The 19,464-nt window shown below is 70.4% G+C and carries 12 protein-coding genes; all 12 read left to right on the top strand.

Annotated elements, in window-relative coordinates; all coding sequences use genetic code 11:
• Positions 1 to 81 precede the first annotated feature (81 nt).
• Complete coding sequence (locus tag ELQ90_RS11835; protein WP_128495482.1) at positions 82 to 804, top strand: hypothetical protein; 723 nt, start codon at positions 82 to 84, stop codon at positions 802 to 804.
• A gap of 95 nt (positions 805 to 899) precedes the next feature.
• Positions 900 to 2,225, top strand: a complete 1,326-nt coding sequence (locus ELQ90_RS17025; RefSeq protein WP_243696148.1) for a hypothetical protein — start codon at positions 900 to 902, stop codon at positions 2,223 to 2,225.
• A gap of 121 nt (positions 2,226 to 2,346) precedes the next feature.
• On the top strand, positions 2,347 to 3,177 hold the full coding sequence (locus tag ELQ90_RS11830) for a PP2C family protein-serine/threonine phosphatase (protein WP_243696147.1): 831 nt from the start codon (positions 2,347 to 2,349) through the stop codon (positions 3,175 to 3,177).
• Between the two features lie 11 nt (positions 3,178 to 3,188).
• Positions 3,189 to 4,427 (top strand): FHA domain-containing protein, encoded by a 1,239-nt coding sequence (locus ELQ90_RS11825; RefSeq protein ID WP_128495480.1) that lies wholly within the window; start codon positions 3,189 to 3,191, stop codon positions 4,425 to 4,427.
• A 5-nt stretch (positions 4,428 to 4,432) separates the two neighbouring features.
• Positions 4,433 to 6,133 (top strand): serine/threonine-protein kinase, encoded by a 1,701-nt coding sequence (locus ELQ90_RS11820; protein WP_128495479.1) that lies wholly within the window; start codon positions 4,433 to 4,435, stop codon positions 6,131 to 6,133.
• Positions 6,130 to 6,867: an FHA domain-containing protein gene (locus ELQ90_RS11815; protein ID WP_128495478.1), complete on the top strand. Its 738-nt coding sequence runs from the start codon at positions 6,130 to 6,132 to the stop codon at positions 6,865 to 6,867. The genes ELQ90_RS11820 and ELQ90_RS11815 overlap by 4 nt, the downstream gene beginning before the upstream one ends.
• Before the next feature lie 199 nt (positions 6,868 to 7,066).
• A complete protein-coding gene (locus ELQ90_RS11810; protein ID WP_166409010.1) occupies positions 7,067 to 12,316 on the top strand; it encodes an Ig-like domain-containing protein in 5,250 nt (1,749 codons plus the stop codon).
• Positions 12,317 to 12,385: 69 nt separating this feature from the next.
• Positions 12,386 to 13,354, top strand: a complete 969-nt coding sequence (locus ELQ90_RS11805) for an AAA family ATPase (RefSeq protein ID WP_128495476.1) — start codon at positions 12,386 to 12,388, stop codon at positions 13,352 to 13,354.
• Between the two features lie 12 nt (positions 13,355 to 13,366).
• Positions 13,367 to 14,629 carry a DUF58 domain-containing protein gene (locus ELQ90_RS11800; protein ID WP_128495475.1) on the top strand — a complete coding sequence of 421 codons (1,263 nt, stop codon included), beginning with the start codon at positions 13,367 to 13,369 and terminating at the stop codon, positions 14,627 to 14,629.
• Positions 14,626 to 17,205: a transglutaminase TgpA family protein gene (locus tag ELQ90_RS11795; protein ID WP_128495474.1), complete on the top strand. Its 2,580-nt coding sequence runs from the start codon at positions 14,626 to 14,628 to the stop codon at positions 17,203 to 17,205. Before ELQ90_RS11800 ends, ELQ90_RS11795 begins: the two co-directional genes overlap by 4 nt.
• A 562-nt stretch (positions 17,206 to 17,767) precedes the next feature.
• Entirely contained in the window at positions 17,768 to 18,124 is a 357-nt protein-coding gene (locus ELQ90_RS11790) for an FHA domain-containing protein (protein ID WP_166409009.1), read from the top strand.
• Positions 18,125 to 18,254: 130 nt separating this feature from the next.
• Entirely contained in the window at positions 18,255 to 19,460 is a 1,206-nt protein-coding gene (locus ELQ90_RS11785; RefSeq protein WP_128495472.1) for an FHA domain-containing protein, read from the top strand.
• Positions 19,461 to 19,464: the final 4 nt, after the last annotated feature.

Here is a 19,464-nt window from a genome sequence, read left to right as displayed (position 1 = left end):
AGCCACCCCGCAGCGCGGTACGGCCGCCCCGATCTCGTGACGGGTAGCATCGAGGAGTGGCCCAAGCCCCCAGGAGGAGTCATGACGCATCCCGACGCCGTCGATGAGCACAGCCCGTCGACCGCCGATGCGCGCGACGACGGTGGGACCCCTCGTCGCAGCCGCCTGTGGATCGGTTCGGCCATCGCGATCGCCGCCGTCCTCGCGCTGCTCGCCGGCAGTGTGTTCGCGCTGCTGACGCACATGGACGGCGCCGGGATGGCGAGTCCGACGCGTCCCGACACGGGCACCGCCGTCGGCGACGGCTCGCGGCCGGTTCCGGCGCAGACGGCGGAGGCCGCGCCGGCCGCCCCGCGCCCCACCGAATGCACGCAGATCTATTCGTCGGAGATGTACGAGTACCTCGAGTCGACGGGCCTGCCCCTCAACGACGACTCCGTCACGGACAGCCTCGGCTCGACCGATCCGGTCCTCGCCGCCCTCATCACCGACGGTACGACCTTCAAGTGCAGTTGGGGCTTCGCGGGGGAGTACGGTCTCAACACGAACATCACGCAGGTGTCGTCGGACACGGCGGCGGCGGTCCTCGAACAGCTCGACTCGCTCGGTTACGAGTGCTACGACGAATCCGAAGGGAAGCGCTGCATCGACAGCGAGACAGTGACGGACGAACTCGGCACCTACCGCACGGGTGAATCGCACTTCGTCCGCGGTGGCGTGTGGATCGCGACGCACTGGGTGAACTTCGCGCCGGACCGGTACACCCAGGACATCGTCGAATCCCTCTGGCCCGCCGCGGAGTGAGGCTCTCCGCGCGGAGGGGATGACGCCCGGTCGACGACGGGCTCGGCCGAGTCCCGCGTGCCACCCGGCCGGGGGCCGGGTCCCGCGTTAGAGTCATGCCCGAGCAGAAGACCTGCTCGCCGCAGAACGGGAGCTCCGCCATGACGTCGAACACGCCAGACCACGAGACTTCGCCCCATGAGGACCAGCAGTCGCACGACGGCATCATCCTCGACGGCCCCAGCTCCGATGACAGCACGGTGCAGGGTGACGCCGGTGACGACGTGAACCGAGACGACGTCGCTGCGGTCGCCGCCGACCCGAGCCACTCGATCGACGGTGCGGCTCCCGCTGACCCTGGGGTCCCGGCGGAGCCCGTCCAGCCGACGAGTCCGGCTGACGTCTACGACGGCTCGGCTTCCGCCGCCTCCACCTCCGCACTCTCGTCGAACGACGACCTGTCCGGCGAGGAGCGCGAGCCCTACCCGATCGGGGCGACGGACGCCGAGCCGTCGCCCGCGACGGAAGGTCCCGGCGGGGAGGAGATCGTCGTCGATTACGGCGCGTATCAGGAGCCGGACACCGAACCCGGCGCCGACGAGCGGCCCCTCACGAAGCCGTCTCCGGAGGAGGACTTCCACCCGTACCCGCCGCAGGCCCTCGGCGACCCCTCACCCGCGAGTTCCGGAGCAGGATCCGGCTCGGGGGCGGCTGCGGTCGCCGCTGTCGCCGCGGGATCCGCGGGATCCGCCGCGTCGACGCACGAGGCCGATCGCGACCGGTCGTCGACGACCGAACGCATCGCGAGGGATCGCGACGACCGCGCCGTCGACACCCGGACGGCGTCGGATCGCGACGCCGCCGACCGTTCCGACGGTGCCGCGCAGCGCCCCGTCTACGTTCAGGCCCCGGCGCCTCCCAAGAAGAAGGGCAACCGCGGCTTCGGCGTTCTCGTCGGCGTCCTCGCGACGGCCGTCTTCGGTGCGCTGTACTTCGTCGCCCTCCTGCTGACCCCGCTTCTGTCGGGGACAGCTGTCGACTACGCCGCCTCGGCGATGACGATCCTCACGAGTGCGGCCTTCTTCGTGCCCGTGATCGTGTTCTTCCTCGCCTGGGTGCTGCTCATCGTCGTGCTCACTCGTGCACCCTGGTGGGGCTATGTGATCGGCGGCTTCGTCGTCGCGATCATCACCTATGCCGGAGCGCTCGGTGGCGCTCTCATCCAGAACGCGTTCGAGGTCGCTCCGTCCCAGGTGCCGTCGTTCCTGCTCGCGCAGGCCCTCACGCCCGCTGCGGTCCTCGCGTTCATCGTCGCTCGCGAGGTCCCGATCTGGTTCGGCGTGTGGGTGGGGAAGCGCGGGCGATCCGTCCGCGCGCGCAACATCGAGGCGCGCGAGGAGTACGAGCGCGTGCTCGAGGCCGGACCCGCCGCTCGAGCCTGATCGATCGCACCGAGGTGCCGCCGGGCGATGGGCAGCCGTCCCCATCGCGAGTCGCGGCAGGGGTCGAGTAGCGTGGCGGACGGGTCCGCTGTCGTACCGAGGCCCGGGGAAGGACGTTCGCGTGGACAATCGCATCCTGATCGCCGATGAACGGTCGGAGATCTCGATCGCCGCCGCGGGGAGATCCGAGACCGGACCGGTCAGGGCGGTCAACGAGGACAGCCTCTTCAGCGCCGCGCCGGTCTTCGCCGTCGCAGACGGCCTCGGCGGTCACCACCGCGGCGACCTCGCGAGTCGCGCGATGGTCGAGCAGCTCGGTCTGAGCGTGCGCCCCGGACGTCCGACCGCGCCCGAAGCGATCTTCACGGCGATCACGGCGGCGAACGCCACGGTGCGGTCGTGGAGCACACGGGGCGGCATCGCCGGAACGACCATCGCCGGCGTCGCTCTCGTGAGTCTCTCGACGCAGATCGACCTGCACTGGATGGTCTTCAACATCGGCGACTCCCGCGTCTACCTGCGGGACGAGCGCGGACTCCGCCAGGTGACCGTCGACCACTCCGCCGTTCAGGAACTCCTCGACGACGGATCGATCACGCGCGAGCAGGCCGCGTCCCATCCCGATCGGAACGTCGTGACGCGCGCCGTCGGGGTCGAGGACGACGCGGACCCCGACGTGTGGCTGATCCCCGTCTCGGGACGCCAGACCTTCGTGATCTGCTCGGACGGGCTCACGCGCGACGTGTCGGAGGCGGAGATCGTCGGCGACCTCGACGCGGGCGTCGAGAACGCAGCGTCCGCGCTCGTCGAACGAGCGATCCGGCAGGGCTCGCGGGACAATGTCACCGTCGTCGTCGTCGACGCCGTGAGCACCGAGACGGGACCGCAGAGCCCCGGTTACCACGACGACAGGCCGCTCGGCGTCCTGGAAGAGACGCTTCCCCGAACATGAGGTCCTGACGCATGCCCGTATTCCGCTACAGCCCGACCGTCGCGCCCGAGTGGCTCGCCGTCGCGGCACCCGGTTGCCTGCTCGCGGTGCGTCTCGAGCTCACGAGCGACCGTATCGAGCCGCTCGTCGCGCTCACCCGCGGAGGTTCGACGGTGCAGGGGCTCCTCGACGCGCTCACGTCGGCCGGGCTCACGAGCACGCCGTCGTTCGTGCTCGCGTTCTGGCTGCCCGGTCGCCTCGAGGAGGACGGCGTCGGCATCGTCGCGCGCGGTGAAGGCCGGGCGCTCGTGTCGACCCGAGCCGGTGAGGAGAGCGTCGAAGCGCGCGGCTTCGCGAGCTGGACGGAGCGGCACATCGACGGCGCGACAGCCGTCACCTTCGAACTCGGGGACCCCGGCGCCCCCGTGGTCGATCTCGAGCTCGACGCCGGTTCCGTCTGGGTGTCGCGCATCTCCGTGAAGGAGGACGAGCGGGACGCGGTGCCGAACGGCGAGCGGGACGTAGCGCTGGACGGAGAACGGGGCGCAGGGCGCCACGTCGAGCAGGCGACCGCTGGCAATGACGCGGGACCAGCGGTGCCCGTTTCCCTCGACGACGACGCGATCGACGACGACCCGATCGACGACGACCCGATCGAGGGTCACACGATCGCCCGTCCGTCGCGCGCGGTCCGCGCGGCTCGTGCCGCTGCGGCCGCAGGGACGCCCGCTCCGCCCGCTCCGCCCGCTCCGCCCCTGGCACCTGCGCCGTCGCTTCCGTCGGCACCACTGCTCCCGCCCGCGCCCGGTGCCTCCGACGCTCCAGTGCCGGCGGACACCCTCGGCGACCACGACGGGCTCACCGTGCTCGCCGAGGACCTGCGCGCGGCCCGCCAGGGGGCGCACGTCCCCGCTGCGGTCCCGCAGTCGTTCGCGGTGCAGCGCTACGAGCTCGAACTGCCATCGGGGTCCCGGCAGCCGCTCGACGTCCCCGTCGTGCTCGGCCGGGCGCCGAGCGTCGCGGGAGTTCCGGCTTCCGCCCTCCCGCACCTCGTGACGCTCGTCGGCGACGACATCTCGCGCAATCACGTCCGCGTCGGCGTCGAGGGCGGCACGGTCGTCGTGACGGATCTGCACTCCTCGAACGGCACGATCGTCATCGTCCCCGGTCGTCCGCCGGAGAAGCTCCGTGGCGGTGAGCCGACCCCCGTCATCGCGGGTACCCTCATCGATCTGGGCGGCGGTGTCACGATGCGCGTCAGGGGAGTGTGACGAGGGTGCGCCGTGCTCCCACGAGTCCGCCCGACATCCCGGGCCTGACCTTCGTCCGGCCCCTCGGATCCGGCGGGTTCAGCGACGTCTACCTGTACGAACAGGAGCTGCCGCGCCGTGAGGTGGCGGTCAAGGTGCTCGCCGCCGAGACGGTCGACGACCAGTCGCGATCGGCGTTCGTCGGCGAGGCGAACCTCATGGCGCAGCTCTCCGCGCATCCCTACATCGTCACGATCTACGGGGCCGCGGTCGCAGCGGACGGGCGCCCCTACTTCGTCATGGAGTACTGCGCCGGCCCGAGCCTCGCCGAGCAGTACAAGGACCACCGCTTCACGGTCGCGGACGCGCTGCGGACGGGCGTGCGCTTGTCGAGCGCCGTCGCGACGGCTCACGCCGCGGGAATCCTCCACCGCGACATCAAGCCGGCGAACGTGCTCACCAACGCTTACGGGTGGCCGGCGCTCACCGACTTCGGCATCTCCGCCGCGCTCGATCCTGACCATGCGCACGCCGGACTCCTGCCGTCGGCCGGCTCTCCGACGGGGGAGGCCGACGGCGGTACGAGCCCGACGATCGGCATGTCGATCCCGTGGTCGCCTCCCGAGATGTTCGCGGACCACCCGCAGACGGACGTGCGCAGCGATGTGTTCTCACTCGCTGCCACCGTCTACACGCTCCTCGCCGGTCACACGCCGTTCGAGGTGCGCGGCAAGCCCAACGGCATGGTGGACCTGATCGGCCGCATCGAGCGGGGCACGATCACTCCGCTCGAGGACGAACGCCCCGACATCCCGCGATCCCTCCTGCTGGTGCTCGCTCGCGGTATGGCCGTCGACAAGGCGTCGCGGTACGACTCGGTGCTCGAGTTCGCGCGCGCTCTGCAGGGAGTGGAGCTCGAGCTCTCGTTCAGCCCGACGACGATCGACGTGCCGAACCTCGCGATCCCGTCGAACACGCGACCCGAGGGCGGGGACCCCGACGCGACCCGAATGCGCGACATCCGGACGGTCGAGGCGCAGAAACCGGGGGTCGGACCGACCGGGCGCATCGTCTCACCCCCGGCGGGGCCGACGGCGTCGCAGCCGGACGGGGCAGCGGGCGACGACGACCGGACGATCATGCGGCGCCCCGTCGTCGTGCGACAGGACCCCGGCCCGACGGACGCGGCACGGGTCGCAGCGCCTGCGGCCGGAACGGCAGGGTGGTCGACGGCCGACCACGTTCCCCACACCGGTGCGATCGGTGCCGGAGTCGACGACGCGACCGTCCGCGGTGCGCGCCGTTCCACGGTGCGGGCGCGACGGCGATGGATCCCCGCGATCGTGATCGGACTCGTCGTCGTGCTCGTGGGCGGAGCCGTGACGGCCGGCATCCTGCTCGGAGGCGAGGAGGAACCCGTCGCGACGTCGAACCCGGTGGAGAACGATCCGCTCGACGTTGAGGGCGTTCCGGCGCCGGGAGAGGGCGACATCGCCATCGGCGACGGCGGGGCCTCCGTCACCTTCTCCTGGACCAACCCCGACGCACGCGAGGGCGACCGCTACATCTGGCAGCGCACCGACGGCGTCCCCGGCGACAAGACACCGACGGGAACACCGTCGGCGACGGTCGGCGGCATCGAGCCCGGCGACGAGGTGTGCGTATCCGTGTGGATCGTGCGCTCCGGTCGACAATCACCCGAACCTCTGGAGATGTGCACATCGTGAGCAACCCACGCATCGAGTTCTGCGGGGAGTGGTACGACGTCCACCCCGACGAGCCCTTCTACATCGGCCGCGACGCCGACCTCGTGATCGACGAGAACCCCTTCCTGCACCGGCGCTTCCTCGCCGTGTCGAAGGAGAACGACCTGTGGTGGCTGGCGAACGTCGGCACGCTGCTCTCCGCGACGGTCACGGACGACTCGGGGCAGGTCCAGGCGTGGCTCGCGCCGAACGCACGGCTTCCCATCGTGTTCCCGACGCTCAACGTGCTCTTCAGCGCCGGATCCACGACGTACGATTTCGCGATCCACTCCACGTCGGACTACTTCGCGACGTCGCAGTTGACGTCGGCGTCGACGGGTGAGACGACCGTCGGACCGATCACCCTCACGACGAGCCAGCGTCTGCTGGTCGTGGCGCTCGCCGAGGACATCCTCAAGCAGAATTCGCCCGGTCGGGGCGAGATCCCGGCGTCGGCGGACGCCGCCGCGCGGCTCGGGTGGACGCAGACGGCGTTCAACAGGAAGCTCGACAACGTGTGCGACAAGCTCGATCGCCATGGTGTGCAGGGGCTCCGCGGGGGTCGTGGGAAGCTCGCGACCAACCGCCGCGCACGACTCGTCGAGTACGCCGTGTCGACGCGACTCGTCGACGCGGACGACCTCATCCTGCTCGAGCGGAACGCGGCGGAGGATGCCGCCGAGACGACGGGCAACCTGCAGGAGCCGACGGTCTGAGGCGCGAGCATCCGCGCCGTTCGACGGCGTCGACTCGCCTGAACTGGGGGGCGGGCCGGATGTCGTCCGGCACGTGAGCCGGACGGGGTGCGTGTTAGCGTTTCTTCCCGGGGGCCGCGTGTCGTCGTCGCGTGTGTGCCGTCGGTCGACCGCCTCCGTGACGTGGGATACGAAACGCTGCCGAGGGGATGTGACGGGGTTGGGGATTCGGGCGTGGTTGCGCGGCCGGAAGGTCACCGCGTCCGTCGTCGCCGTGTCTGTGCTCGTCGCCGTTCCGGTGTCGTTCGCGATCCTGCATGACGGGTTCCCCGTCACGGATGTCACGCTCGAGGCGAAGGACGTCTGGGTCACGAACGGGTCGGAGCTGCTCGCGGGGCGGTTGAACCGTCAGATCGAGGAGCTCGACGCGGCCGTGCAGACGGTGTCGAACGAGATCGACGTGCTGCAGGACGGGGAGACCGTCGTGCTGCACGACCTCACGGGGTCGACGATCGAGATGATCGACCCCTCCTACACGACTCTCGTCGAGCAGACGGACATCCCGGCGGGCTCGAGCGTCGCTCTCGGCGCGACGACTCTTGCCGTGCTGTCCCCGGACGGCGAGTTGTGGACGACGGATGTCGAGACGGGCCTGGAGCTGAGCACCGTCGACACCGAGCCGATCCTCGAACTCGGCGCCGAGGCGCACGTCGCGGTGTCATCGACGGGGACGGTGTTCGCCGTCTCCACCGAGGAGCGCGAACTCCACACGCTCCCGTCGGACGGTAACGAGTCGTCGACGCAGAAGCTTCCGCCGCTCGAGGACATCGAGGTCGCGGCCGCGGGGGAGAAGCCCGTCATCTTCGATCGCACGGACGGCCGGATCGTGCGCGGCGACGGGTCGACGATCGACCTCCCGGAGGACGGTCTCGTGCTGCAGCAGTCGAGCCCGTCCGACGACGTCGCGCTCGTCGCGACGGGGGACTCGCTCATCGCCGTGCCGCTCGAGGGCGACGGCGACCCGATGGTCGTGTCGGCGAACGTCTCGGCTCCCGCGACGAGCGCCGACGACGTCGCGGCCCCCGTGAACCTCGGTGGGTGCTGGCACGGGGCGTGGTCGTCGGCGAGCCGGTACCTCGCGGTGTGCGACGAGACGGAGATCGACCGGCAGGACGTCGAGCCCACGGCGGACGGGTCGCCGCTGATGTTCCGCGTGAATCGGCAGATCATCGCGTTGAACAATCTCTTCACCGGTGACATCTGGCTCGTCGACGCGAACATGCGCCTCGTCCAGAACTGGGAAGAGGTGACCCCTCCCGAGGAGGACGAGGGCGAGGAGGGCGACGAGAAGGCGTCGCGGCAGTCGTTCGAGGACACGATCGCGGAGCGCACCGACACGAACCGGCCGCCGCTCGCCCGCGATGACGACATCGGTGCGCGCCCCGGTCGCTCGACCGTGCTGCCGGTCCTGGACAACGACACCGACCCCGATGGCGACGTCTTGACCGTCATCTCCGACACGGGCGTGTCCGAGTCGGACGGAACCCTCGAGTACATCGACGGGGGCCGTGCCCTGCAGTTCACGCCGTCGGAGGCGAAGACCAGCGGGACCATCTCGCTTCGGTACACCGTGTCCGACGGTCGCCCCGGTGGGGTGTCGACGGCGTCGCTGTCGATCCGCGTGGTCCCGTATGAACTCAACCAGCCTCCGGCGGAGCAGCGCGTGGGGGCGACGTCGGTCGAGTCGGGGCAGACGGTGTCGTACAACGCGCTCATGGACTGGCGTGATCCGGACGGCGACGACATCTATCTCAAGAGCGCAGCGTCGAAGGCCGGGGACCGGGTCAGGTTCTCTCCCGACGGGTTCGTGACCGTCACCCACTCCTCGGGCCAGTTGGGTGTCCGCGACGTCGTGTTCGTGGTGTCCGACGGCACCACCGAAGCGACGGGCACATTCGCGCTCGACGCGAAACCGGCGGGGTCGATGAACCCCGTCGGCACCCCCGACTTCACCGACACCTTCGTCGGGCAGGCCGTGGAACTCGACGTCCTCGACAACGACGTTTCCCCGTCTGGCGCTCCTCTCGCCCTCGTCGGCGCGGAGGCGATCACCGGCGGCCTCGGAATCACCCCGAACACCGACTCCGGAGTGCTGTCCCTCTCCGCCGGCGCGCCCGGCACGTACTACGTGAAGTACACGCTCGCCGCCGGACCCAAGACGAGCGTCGGTCTCGCTCGCGTCGACGTAGCAGAACTCCCCGACGAGATCGGCAAGCCGATCGCCGTCCGCGACACCCTCTATCTGCGCCCGAACGAGCCGACGAGCCTCGCCGTGCTCAACAACGACGTGTCCCCGTCTGGGTCGGTGCTCGCGGTGCGGTCGATCGCGACTCCCGACGATGCCGCCGCGCTCTCGGTCGAATTGTTGGGACAGTCGGTCGTGCGCGTCACCGCGAATGAGGCGCTCGATCGCCAACTGCAGTTCTCGTACACGCTCTCGGATGGCACGCACGACGCGACGACGACCGTGACGGTCGTTCCCGTGGCGCCGTTGACGAAGCATCAGGCGCCGATCCTGCAGGACGACTTCGTCAAGGTCCGCGCGGGGGACATCGCGAGCGTTCCGGTGCTCGACAACGACCTGCACCCGGACAACGCGCTCATGACGGTCGATCAGGACCTGATGAAGGCCGCGGAGAAGGGGCTCTCCTTCGTCACCGGCGATCGGGTCCGCTACCAGGCGCCGTCGGAACCGGGCGTCTACACCGCGACGTATCAGGTGACCGACGAGTTCCAGCAGAAGGCCGTCGGCAACGTCGTCTTCACGGTCATCCCTGTCGACGCCGACAACAACCTCGCGCCGACGGCGCCGACCCTCACAGCTCGCGTCTTCGCGGGCGCCGACGTGGAGGTCAACGTCCCGCTCGACGGCCTCGACGGCGACGGAGACTCCGTCGTGTTCGACGGCATCACGGGCGCTCAAGAGCTCGGGCTGGTCCGCGACGCGACGAGCGACACGTTCGTGTACGAGGCGAATCCGACCCGCTACGGCACCGACACCTTCCAGTACCGTGTGCGCGACGTGTACGGCGCCACCGCCGTCGGCACGATCAAGATCGCGGTCATCGAGCGTCCCGCGCAGGACATGTCGCCGATCGCGGTCGACGACCGCATCGAGGTCCGACCCGGCCGCATCGTCACGGTCCCGGTCCTCGGCAACGACTCCGACCCGAACGCGTACCCGATCGAGCTCACGAACGAGCTCGGTGACGTCCCGGACGACGTGGCCGCGGAGGTGAACGGTGGCACGGTGGAGATCGAGGCGCCGGATGAGGAGACGTCGTTCGCGATCCGGTACACGATCTCCAACGGCCACGGCGGCACGGACAACGCCTACGTGCAAGTCCGTGTCACGGAAGAGGCGCGTATCCAGCCTCCCGGGGTGGAGGACCACGTGATCGAGGCGCGGGAGGTGATCGCGGAGAAGACCGTCGACATCGACCTCCGTGAGGGCGCATCCAACCCCGGCGGGCGGGTGCAGGACCTCGTCCCCACAATCGAGGGACCCAATGCGGGAGCGGTGGAGCTGCTCGAGGACGGCACCGCCCGGGTCACGCTCGGCGACACCCGCACGGCGATCACCTACCGCCTCACGAACGAGATCGACGGGCTCAGTTCCGCCGCGTTCATCGTGGTCCCGCCGTTCTCCGATGGGTTGCCTCCGGTCCTCATCGAGGAGGAGCGGATCGTGAACAAGAACGAGACGAAGACGTGGAAGCTCTCCGAGATCGCCGAATCCCCGACGGGCAAAGGCATCGCGCTCACCGACCCCGAGAAGGTCACGAGCAACCGCAGCGACGGTACCCCCAACTACGTCAACGACCAGACCGTCACCTTCACGCCCGCGAAGGACTACCGCGGCCCCGCATCCCTCACCTTCGAGGTCAGCGACGGCACCGCGCTCGGCGTCTCCCTCCTCACCATGCCGATCACGGTCGGCGACCCCGAGATGAAGGACGAGCCTCCCACCTTCACGAACCCGACGCTTTCGATCGAGGCCGACGGGACTCCCTTCCCGATCGACCTGCGGGAGTCGGCGGCGCACCCGAACGCGGACGTCCTCCGCTCCGTGACGTTCGGTTCCCTCGGGCAGCCGACCGGTGGGATCGAAGCGAACCTCGCCGGTTCCACCCTCACCGCGAGCGCGCCGTTCGGTGTGCAGCCCGGAACCTCCACGACCATTCCGATCACGGTGACGTACCGGGAGTTCCAGGTCGTCGGCCAGGTCAACATCCGAGTCGTCGCGTCGTCCCGGCCGCTCCCGCAAGCGTATGAGGACACCATGCCGGATGCGCGGAAGAACACGACCGTGACCGTCCCGGTCCTCGACAACGACTTCAACCCGTTTCCGGGCCAGGACCTCACGATCACCGACGTCGCCGTCGAATCCGGTCAAGCGTCCGCGGCTGTGAGCGGCACGAACGTCGTCATCGAGACGGGTGCCCCGAAGAGCCAATCGATCAGCGTCATCTACACGATCCAGGACGCCACGAAGGACCCCTCTCGCACCTCGCAGGGCCGCGCCTCGGTGACGGTCACCGACGTGCCCGACGCGCCACCGGCTCCCACCCTCAAACCGAGCGATCGCAGCATCGCCGTGACGGTCGGTGCGACGCCCGCGAACAACGGCTCCGAGGTCACCCGCTACACCGTCACGCGTAACGACGGCACCACGCGCACGGACTGCTCGCCCGGCGTGCCGTGCTCCTTCTCCGGCACCAACGGCACGACCTACTCCTTCACCGTGACGGCGACGAACGGCGTCGGGGAGAGCACAGCCTCCGCCGCCGCGAGCGAGGTCTCGTACGGCAAGCCCGGAGCTCCCCGCAACCTCAGCCTCTCGAAGGACAGCGACTGGGCGAAGAGCACCTTCTCGATGGCCTGGGCCGCGCCCTCCGACAGCGGCGGACGCATCGATCGCTACGAGTGGACCTTCAGCGGCGGCGGAACCGGCAGCACCGCTCAGACGCGCGCGACCTCCGCCGAGATGAAGGCCGGCACGTACTCTTTCACAGTGGTCGCGTGCTCACCGGCCGGTTGCGGCCCTGCGAGCACCTCCGCATCCGCGAGCGTCGAGGACCAGCCTCCGCCGCCTCCACCTCCGCCGCCGCCACCACCCGTGCCGACCGTCACCGACGTGTTCGGTTACGACGGTCCGCGCACCATCGAGGGCGTCACGAACGCGTACAAGGTGGGGTGGAGTTGGGAGAACTTCGGTCCGGGTGACCACCGCGTGACCCCGAAGTTCAACCGCGGCAACGGTTGGGAGAACATCGCCGGCACGTACACGAGTTCCGGCGAGAAGGGTGAGACGCGGTCGACCGCGTACATCCAGAACGGCTCGTGGACGGCGAACGGTGTTCTCCTGACGATCGATGGCAAGGACTACGGACCGTTCTCGTTCCCGTAGACCGCCTGCGCCGCGACCGCGATCACGCCCCGTCACCGACAGACCCCCCCCTCGCACCCAAGGAGAACAGTGCCCGTCACGACCGAACAGGCCGCGTGGTTCCGCGACGCCTTCACGAGCCTCGTCGACAACGTCGACAAAGCGATCCTCGGCAAGCAGGACGTCATCCGGCTCGTCGTCGCCGCGATGGTGAGCGAGGGCCACGTGCTGCTCGAGGACTACCCCGGCACGGGGAAGACGGTGCTCGCGAAGGCGCTCGCGAACACCCTCGACGGCGCGCACTCGCGCATCCAGTTCACGCCGGACCTGCTGCCGTCCGACGTGACGGGTGTCACGATCTACAACCAGAACACGCGGGAGTTCGAGTTCCACAAGGGCCCGATCTTCGCCCAGATCGTGCTCGCCGACGAGATCAACCGTGCCTCGCCGAAGACGCAGTCGGCTCTCCTCGAGGTCATGGAGGAGGGGCTCATCACGGTGGATGGTGAGACGCACGTCGTCGGCCGTCCCTTCATGGTGATCGCGACGCAGAACCCCGTGGAGCAGGCCGGAACGTACAAGCTGCCGGAGGCCCAGCTCGACCGGTTCCTCGTGAAGACGTCGCTCGGCTACCCCGACCGTGACACGAGCGTCGACCTGCTCATGGACGCCGCGAACCGCGCGCGCGCCTCCCGCGTCTCGGCGATCATCGGTGCAGAAGCCGTCAACGCGATGATCCAACTGGCGTCGGAGGTGCACGTCGAGCGCGCCGTCATGGAGTACATCACGGACCTGCTGCAGGGGACGCGCGACGACGAGGACTCGGCGCTCGGAGTGAGCATGCGCGGTGGGCTCGCCCTCGCGCGCATCGCGAAGACGTGGGCTCTCTCGCAGGGACGGCTCTACGTGACGCCGGACGACGTCCGCGAGCTCGCCCCCCACGTCCTCGCGCACCGCATCATCGTCGACGCGGAGGCCGAGTTCGCGGGTACGACCGCGATCGACATCATCACCCGTGTGATCGCCCGGGTGACGCCGCCGGCCGCGCGGGCAGCGTAGGACCTCGAGGGCATGGCGAACACGGCGACGGAGGCGTTCGGAGCGGATGCGAAGCCCACGCGGCTCGCGTCGATCCGTCGCACCCTCGCGACGGGTATGCGGCCGGTCGTCCGTGCCGTCGGACCGGTCGTCGGGGTCGTCACGACGACGGGCTGGCTCGCGATCGTCGCCTCGACCGTCCTCCTCGTCGTCGGCCTGTCGTGGTCCTGGTCCGAGGTTCTTGCGGTGGCGTTCGCCGCGACCGCGGCCGTCGTCGTCGCGATCGTGACGGTGCTCGGCCGGACGAGCTTCCGCGTCGAGGTGACGCTCAGCCCGACGCGGGTCGTCGTGGGTGAACGGGCGATCGGGCGGGTCGAGATCACGAACGTCGGTTCGCGCCGCACGTCCGCCACCCGTCTCGAGCTGCCCGTCGGCGACGGACTCGCGGTCTTCGCGATCCCGGGGCTCGCCCCCGAGGCGGCGACCGACGAGCTCTTCGCCGTCCCCACCCATCGGCGTGCCGTCATCGACGCGGGTCCCGCGGTGACCGTCCGGGGCGACCAGCTCGGGCTCTTCCGCCGCACCGTGTCGTGGACAGAGCCGATCGAGCTGTTCGTCCATCCCGTGACGACGCGGCTCCAGCCGAGCGCTGCCGGACTCGTCCGCGACCTCGAGGGTCAGACGACGCAGAAGATCACGAACAGCGACATGGCCTTCCACGCGCTCCGCGAGTACGTCGTCGGCGACGACGTGCGGCACGTGCACTGGCGCAGCTCCGCTCGGACCGGCCAGCTCATGGTGCGGCAATTCGAAGAGACCCGTCGCTCCCACCTCACGATCCTCCACACCTCAGACGAGCGCTACTTCGCCTCGGTCGAGGAGTTCGAGCTCGCCGTCTCCGTGACCGCGTCGGTCGCGACGCAGGTCATCCGCGAGGCGACGGCGATCGACGTCGTCACCGAGGGCCGGCGCTTGCGCACCCACACGGGCGGCGCCCTGCTCGACGACACGTGCCGCATCGATGTCATCCGAGGTGCGACGACGAGTCCCCGCGACTTCGCGCGCGACGCGACGGCGATGCTCCCGGCGCCGAGCGTCGCCGTCATCGTCGCGGGCAGCCGGATGACCGCGGCAGACTTCCGTGCGATCGAGAAGTTCTTCCCGTCGGAGACGCGCGTCATCGCGCTCCGCATCGCCGAGGGCGAGAACCCGAAGGTCCAGATCGCCGGAGGACTGCAGATCTTCACGGTCGGCGCTCTCCGTGACCTCCCGCGCGTGCTCACGAGGGCGTCATGAGCGGGCAGGGGATGAGCGGGCAGGGCTCGAACCCGCAGGGCGCGAACCCGCAGGGCGCCGCGGAGCCCGGCCTGCGCGACGGCCTCGCCGACACCGCGACCGCGACGCGGCGCGGGGCGCGGCGTGACGCCCGCCGCGCGACGTCCCGATCGTCCCGCGGGTGGGGAGGCCCGCGCTCGGGTCTCGCCGCGAGCGCCGACCGCCGCTCCCTCATCGACCTCGGCGTCGTCTCCCTCCTCCTCGCCATCGCCCTCCTCGGCTTCGCGCCCGTGCTCGTGGGTGGCTGGTTCCTCGTCGCCGCCGTCGTGGGACTCCTCGTCGGCGTGGCCGCCGGTTGGCTCTCCCGTGTCCTCGGGCTCTCGGCGATCCTCACGGCGCTGCTGGCCCTCGTCCTCTACTTCCTCCTCGGGACTCCCGCGGCGATCCCGGGTCAGGCGATCCTCGGCGTCCTGCCGTCGCTCGGCTCGTTGCGCGGGCTCGCCGTCGGCGCCGTGTTCGGCTGGAGGGACGTCCTCACGCTCTCGGCCCCGGCTGCGGCTCCCGACTACCTGCTCGTCCTCCCGTACGTGAGCGCGTGGCTCACGGGACTCGTGACCGCGGTGCTCGCCCTGCGGTGGGTGCCGCGCGGCAGTCGCTCGCTCGGCCGCGTCTCGGTCCTTCTCATCGCCCCCGTCGTCCTCTACATCGTGACGGTCGTGCTGGGGACGGACGACCCGTTCCTCGCCGCCGTCCGTGGAACCGCGTTCGCCGTCGTCGCGCTCGTGTGGCTCGGCTGGCGCAACCCGTTCGGTCGCAACGCGAGCCTGCAGGACCGCAGCACGCTGGCCCGGCGGAAGCTCGTCGGCACCGCCGTCATCGTGGCGGCAGCCGTCGCCGCAGGCGCCGTCGGGACGGCCGCGGTCGAGGCACCCGTCGCGGAGTCGCGCTTCGTCCTCCGCGAGGTCGTGCAGCCGCCTTTCGACCCCGTCGACTATCCGAGCCCGCTCGCGGGCTTCCGCAACTACACGGCCGACCTCGACGAGACGATCCTGTTCACGGTCGACGGACTCGTCCCGGGCGATCAGTTGCGTCTCGCGACGATGGACACGTACACGGGCAGGTTGTGGGACGTCGCGGGGGTCGACGTCGCGACGAACGGTTCGGGCTCGTTCCGACTCGTCGGCGGCGAGTTCCCGGAGCCGGATCTCTTCACTCGGGCCGACGAGCGATCGCTCGACGTGACGGTGCAGGGGTACACGGGTGTGTGGCTCCCGGGTGTCGGCGCACCATCACGACTCGAGCTCGCCGGTGCGGACACCGAGCGGACCGAGAGCGTGCGCTTCAACGCCGCGACGTCGACGACCGTGCTCATGTCGCGGTTGTCGGAGGGTGACGAATACACACTCACGAGCGGGATGCAGGCGGTCCCGTCGGACGACGCGCTGCAATCCGTAGAGCCCGCACAGATCGCGATGCCCCCGATCGTCGACAGCCCCGACGTCGTGACGGCGAAGATGGCCGAGTACATCGCGGACGCGCAGACCCCCATCGAACAGGTCCGTGCGATCGAGACGGCCCTCCACACGAACGGTTTCCTCAGCCACGGACTCGCATCGGACAGCGTCCCGTCGCGCGCGGGACACGGAGCCGACCGCATCGAGGAGCTCTTCACGCGCAACCAGATGATCGGCGACCAGGAGCAGTTCGCCGCGGCGATGGCCCTCATGGTTCGCCAGCTCGGATTCCCCGCTCGCGTCGTCATGGGTTTCGCGCCCGAGAACATCGTCGAGGGTCAGCCGACCGAGGTGATGGGAGGCGACGTCACGGCGTGGGTCGAAGTCCCCTTCGAGGGCGTCGGCTGGATCCCGTTCTACCCGACCCCCGACGAGACCGAGATCCCGCAGGACCAGAACCCGAAGCCGCAGACGGAACCCCAGCCGCAGGTCCGGCAGCCCCCGCGGGTCGAGAAGAAGCAGGAGGACCTGCTCACGTCCGTCGACACCGACGACGGCGAGGACGAGGAGAAGGACGACGCCTTCGTGTTCCCCGCGTGGATCGCCCACACGGCGATCGGCGTCGCGACGCCCCTCCTCATCCTGGGTCTCTGGATGCTCGTGATCGCGCTCCTCAAGTCCGCGCGCCGGCGACGACGTCGACGAGCAGCGGAAGGGCACGAGAGGGCCGTCGGTGCGTGGGACGAGCTCGTCGACGGACACGCCGAACTCGGCTTCGCCGTACCGCCGAACCAGACGCGCATCGCCACGGCCTCGAGTTTCGCCGCGCAGCGGTCCCGGCGCTCGAGAGACCACGAGGGCGCGGCGACGGACCCCGCCGTCATGCGATCGCTCCGCGACATCGCCGCACGAGCCGACGAGGCGGTCTTCGCGGGAGGCGAAGCGCCCGTCGGGGACGTCGACGTCCTCTGGCAGGGAGCGCGCCGCGAGGTCGCGGCGGCGGGCCGCGGCGTAGGCTGGTGGCGGCGACTGCGCAGTCGCCTCCGCATCAGCCGCGCGGGCGGCTCCCGCTCGAGCCGAGCGGTCACCGACGGACGACGACGGAGGGGAGCCGAGCGCCGTGTCGCAGCAGGAAGCTCCTGAGCCGGACGAATCCCGGCAGACCTCTGGCGCCCAGCGGCGGTCGGAGGCCCAGGAGTCGGGTGGCCTGCAGTCGGAGGCGCAGCAGCCGGAGGCTCAGCAGCCGGGCACCCAGTACTGGAACGGGTTGCCGGTGCCGCCGAGGCCGCCGCTCCCGGGTTCGGCCGGGAGGCCGGAAGCGCCTCCCGTTCCAGCGCTGCCTCCCGTTCCACCGTTGCCTCCCGTTCCACCGAGTGCTCCTGCTGAAGCTGTGCCTGCTCCGCAGGTCGCATCCCCGGCGCCTGGTGCTTCTCCGGCTCCTGCTCCTGCTGCTCCTGCTCCTCCTGCTCCTCCTGCTCCTCCTGCTCCTCCTGCTCCTCCTGCTCCTCCTGCCTCCTCGACCTCCCCTGATCGGTCGTCACGTCCCGGCTTCATCGGGCTGCCGCCGGGGATGGGCGGGCCGTCGGCTGCACTGCAGGGGTCGGCTCCGCCGGTCGCACCAGTTGCTCCGTCGGCGCCCGTCGACACCGTGCGGGCGCCGGAGGCAGCTGGACAGGCCGCACCCCACCCTCCTGCTGACGTCCCCGTGACCGCCCCGACCACGATCGAGAGCCCGGTGCTGCACTTCCCCGACGGCACGAGCGCCGTCATCGGCCGCGGTGTGCTGCTCGGCCGAGACCCCGTCGCCCAGTCGGCGCGCCCGTCGGCCGAGCTCGTGCGGGTCCACGACGTCGCGCGCAGCGTCTCGAAGACCCATGCGCTCGTCACGTGGGACCGCGGCCACGTCTGGGTCACCGATCTGCACTCGACGAACGGCACGGCCGTCGTCGACGACGACGGCTTCGAGACCGCGTGCGCGCCAGAGACTCCGACCCCGATCCCGAGCGGGCACAGCCTCCTGCTCGGCGCCGTGCGGGTCGTCGTCCAGCGCGTCGGCCGCTAGCCGCTCGGCACCCGGGCCGTGATCCGCCGCGGCCCCTCGAACGGCGCATCGTGGCCCCCGTCCGTGGTCTGCCGCGCTCCGTCGGGCGCGTCTAGGCTGGAGTGTCAGGCTCGCGAGCGAAAGGGTTCCAGTGTCGTCGCCGGGTTTCCGCTACAGTCTCGAGACTCCGGCGCCATCGTGGTTGTACCTCGTCGGCGCCGAGACCGTCGTCGGCATGCTCACCCCCGTCGACCAGCCCGTCGTGGACGGCGTGTGGGCCGTCGTGTCGCAGCCCGGGGCGCGCTTCGACGACATCATCGCCGCGATCCCCGAGAAGCTCGCGGACGGCCGCATCTTGTCCTTCGTCGCCGTCTCGGTCCGCCCGGCGGGAGACGAGACGGCGGCCGTGTCCGCTCTCGTCCACGGTGAGGGCATGCTCGACGTCGACGTGGTGGGAGGGTCGGCGCGCATCGCCCCGCCGGCGGACCGCTCATGGGCGCGGTCCGAGCTCGAGGGCGTCGTCGCGATCAGCACGGTCACGCGGGCCGGCGGCGGCATCGGCGCTTCCGTGGAGTTCCCCGTCGCCGGCGGCATCATCGTCGCGGACCGCATCGCATGGGGAGCCGGTCGACTGCTCCCTCCCCGACCCGCCGTCGACGACGGCAGCCTCGTGCGCCCAGCCGATCTCACGGGCGAGGTCGATCGGACCGTGCGGCGCGACGATCTCCTCACGATCCGCCGCCCGGGAGCGCACGCGGCCGCCCCGAGGGGCTCCGGCAAGTCGTCCACCGGCGCGGCTCTGGCACCCTCGCGCCCACAGGAGAGCCCCGTCGCGACGGGCTCGATCCCCGTCGAGGCCGGCGAGATCCCCGACTCCGTGCTGCACGACGGTCGGACGGTGCTGCGCTCGTCGCTTCCCCCGACCCCGGATGAGCGCACGACCCTGAGGGCCGCCGTGCCGGATCGTCCCGACCAGCGCACCCAGACGACCTTCGCGTTCCGTGTCCGTGACGGCCAGCCATACCCCCTCGATGTCGTCCACTACATCGGTCGCAATCCGAAGCAGCCGCGGATCCCGCTCGACGAGCCCGTCCGGCTCTTCTCCGTCGCGTCTCCGACGAAGCTCGTCTCCTCGACCCACCTCGAGCTCCGACAGCAGGGCGACTCGGTCGTCGTGACGGATCTGCGCTCGACGAACGGCACCTCCGTGATCCTTCCGGGTCGCGAATGGCAGCGGCTGCGGGCCGGCCAGGGGATCGCCGTCATCCCCGGGACGTTCATCGACATCGGCGACGGTGTCGTGCTCGAGATCATGCCTCCGAGCGGTGTGCCGAACCCGCAGAGAATACCCGTCTGATCGG

The organism is Labedella phragmitis (assembly GCF_004078635.1).
GTDB classification, from domain to species: Bacteria; Actinomycetota; Actinomycetes; order Actinomycetales; family Microbacteriaceae; genus Labedella; species Labedella phragmitis.
The sequence above is the reverse complement of the archived record's forward strand: the minus strand, read 5'-3'. Positions and strand labels throughout refer to the sequence as shown.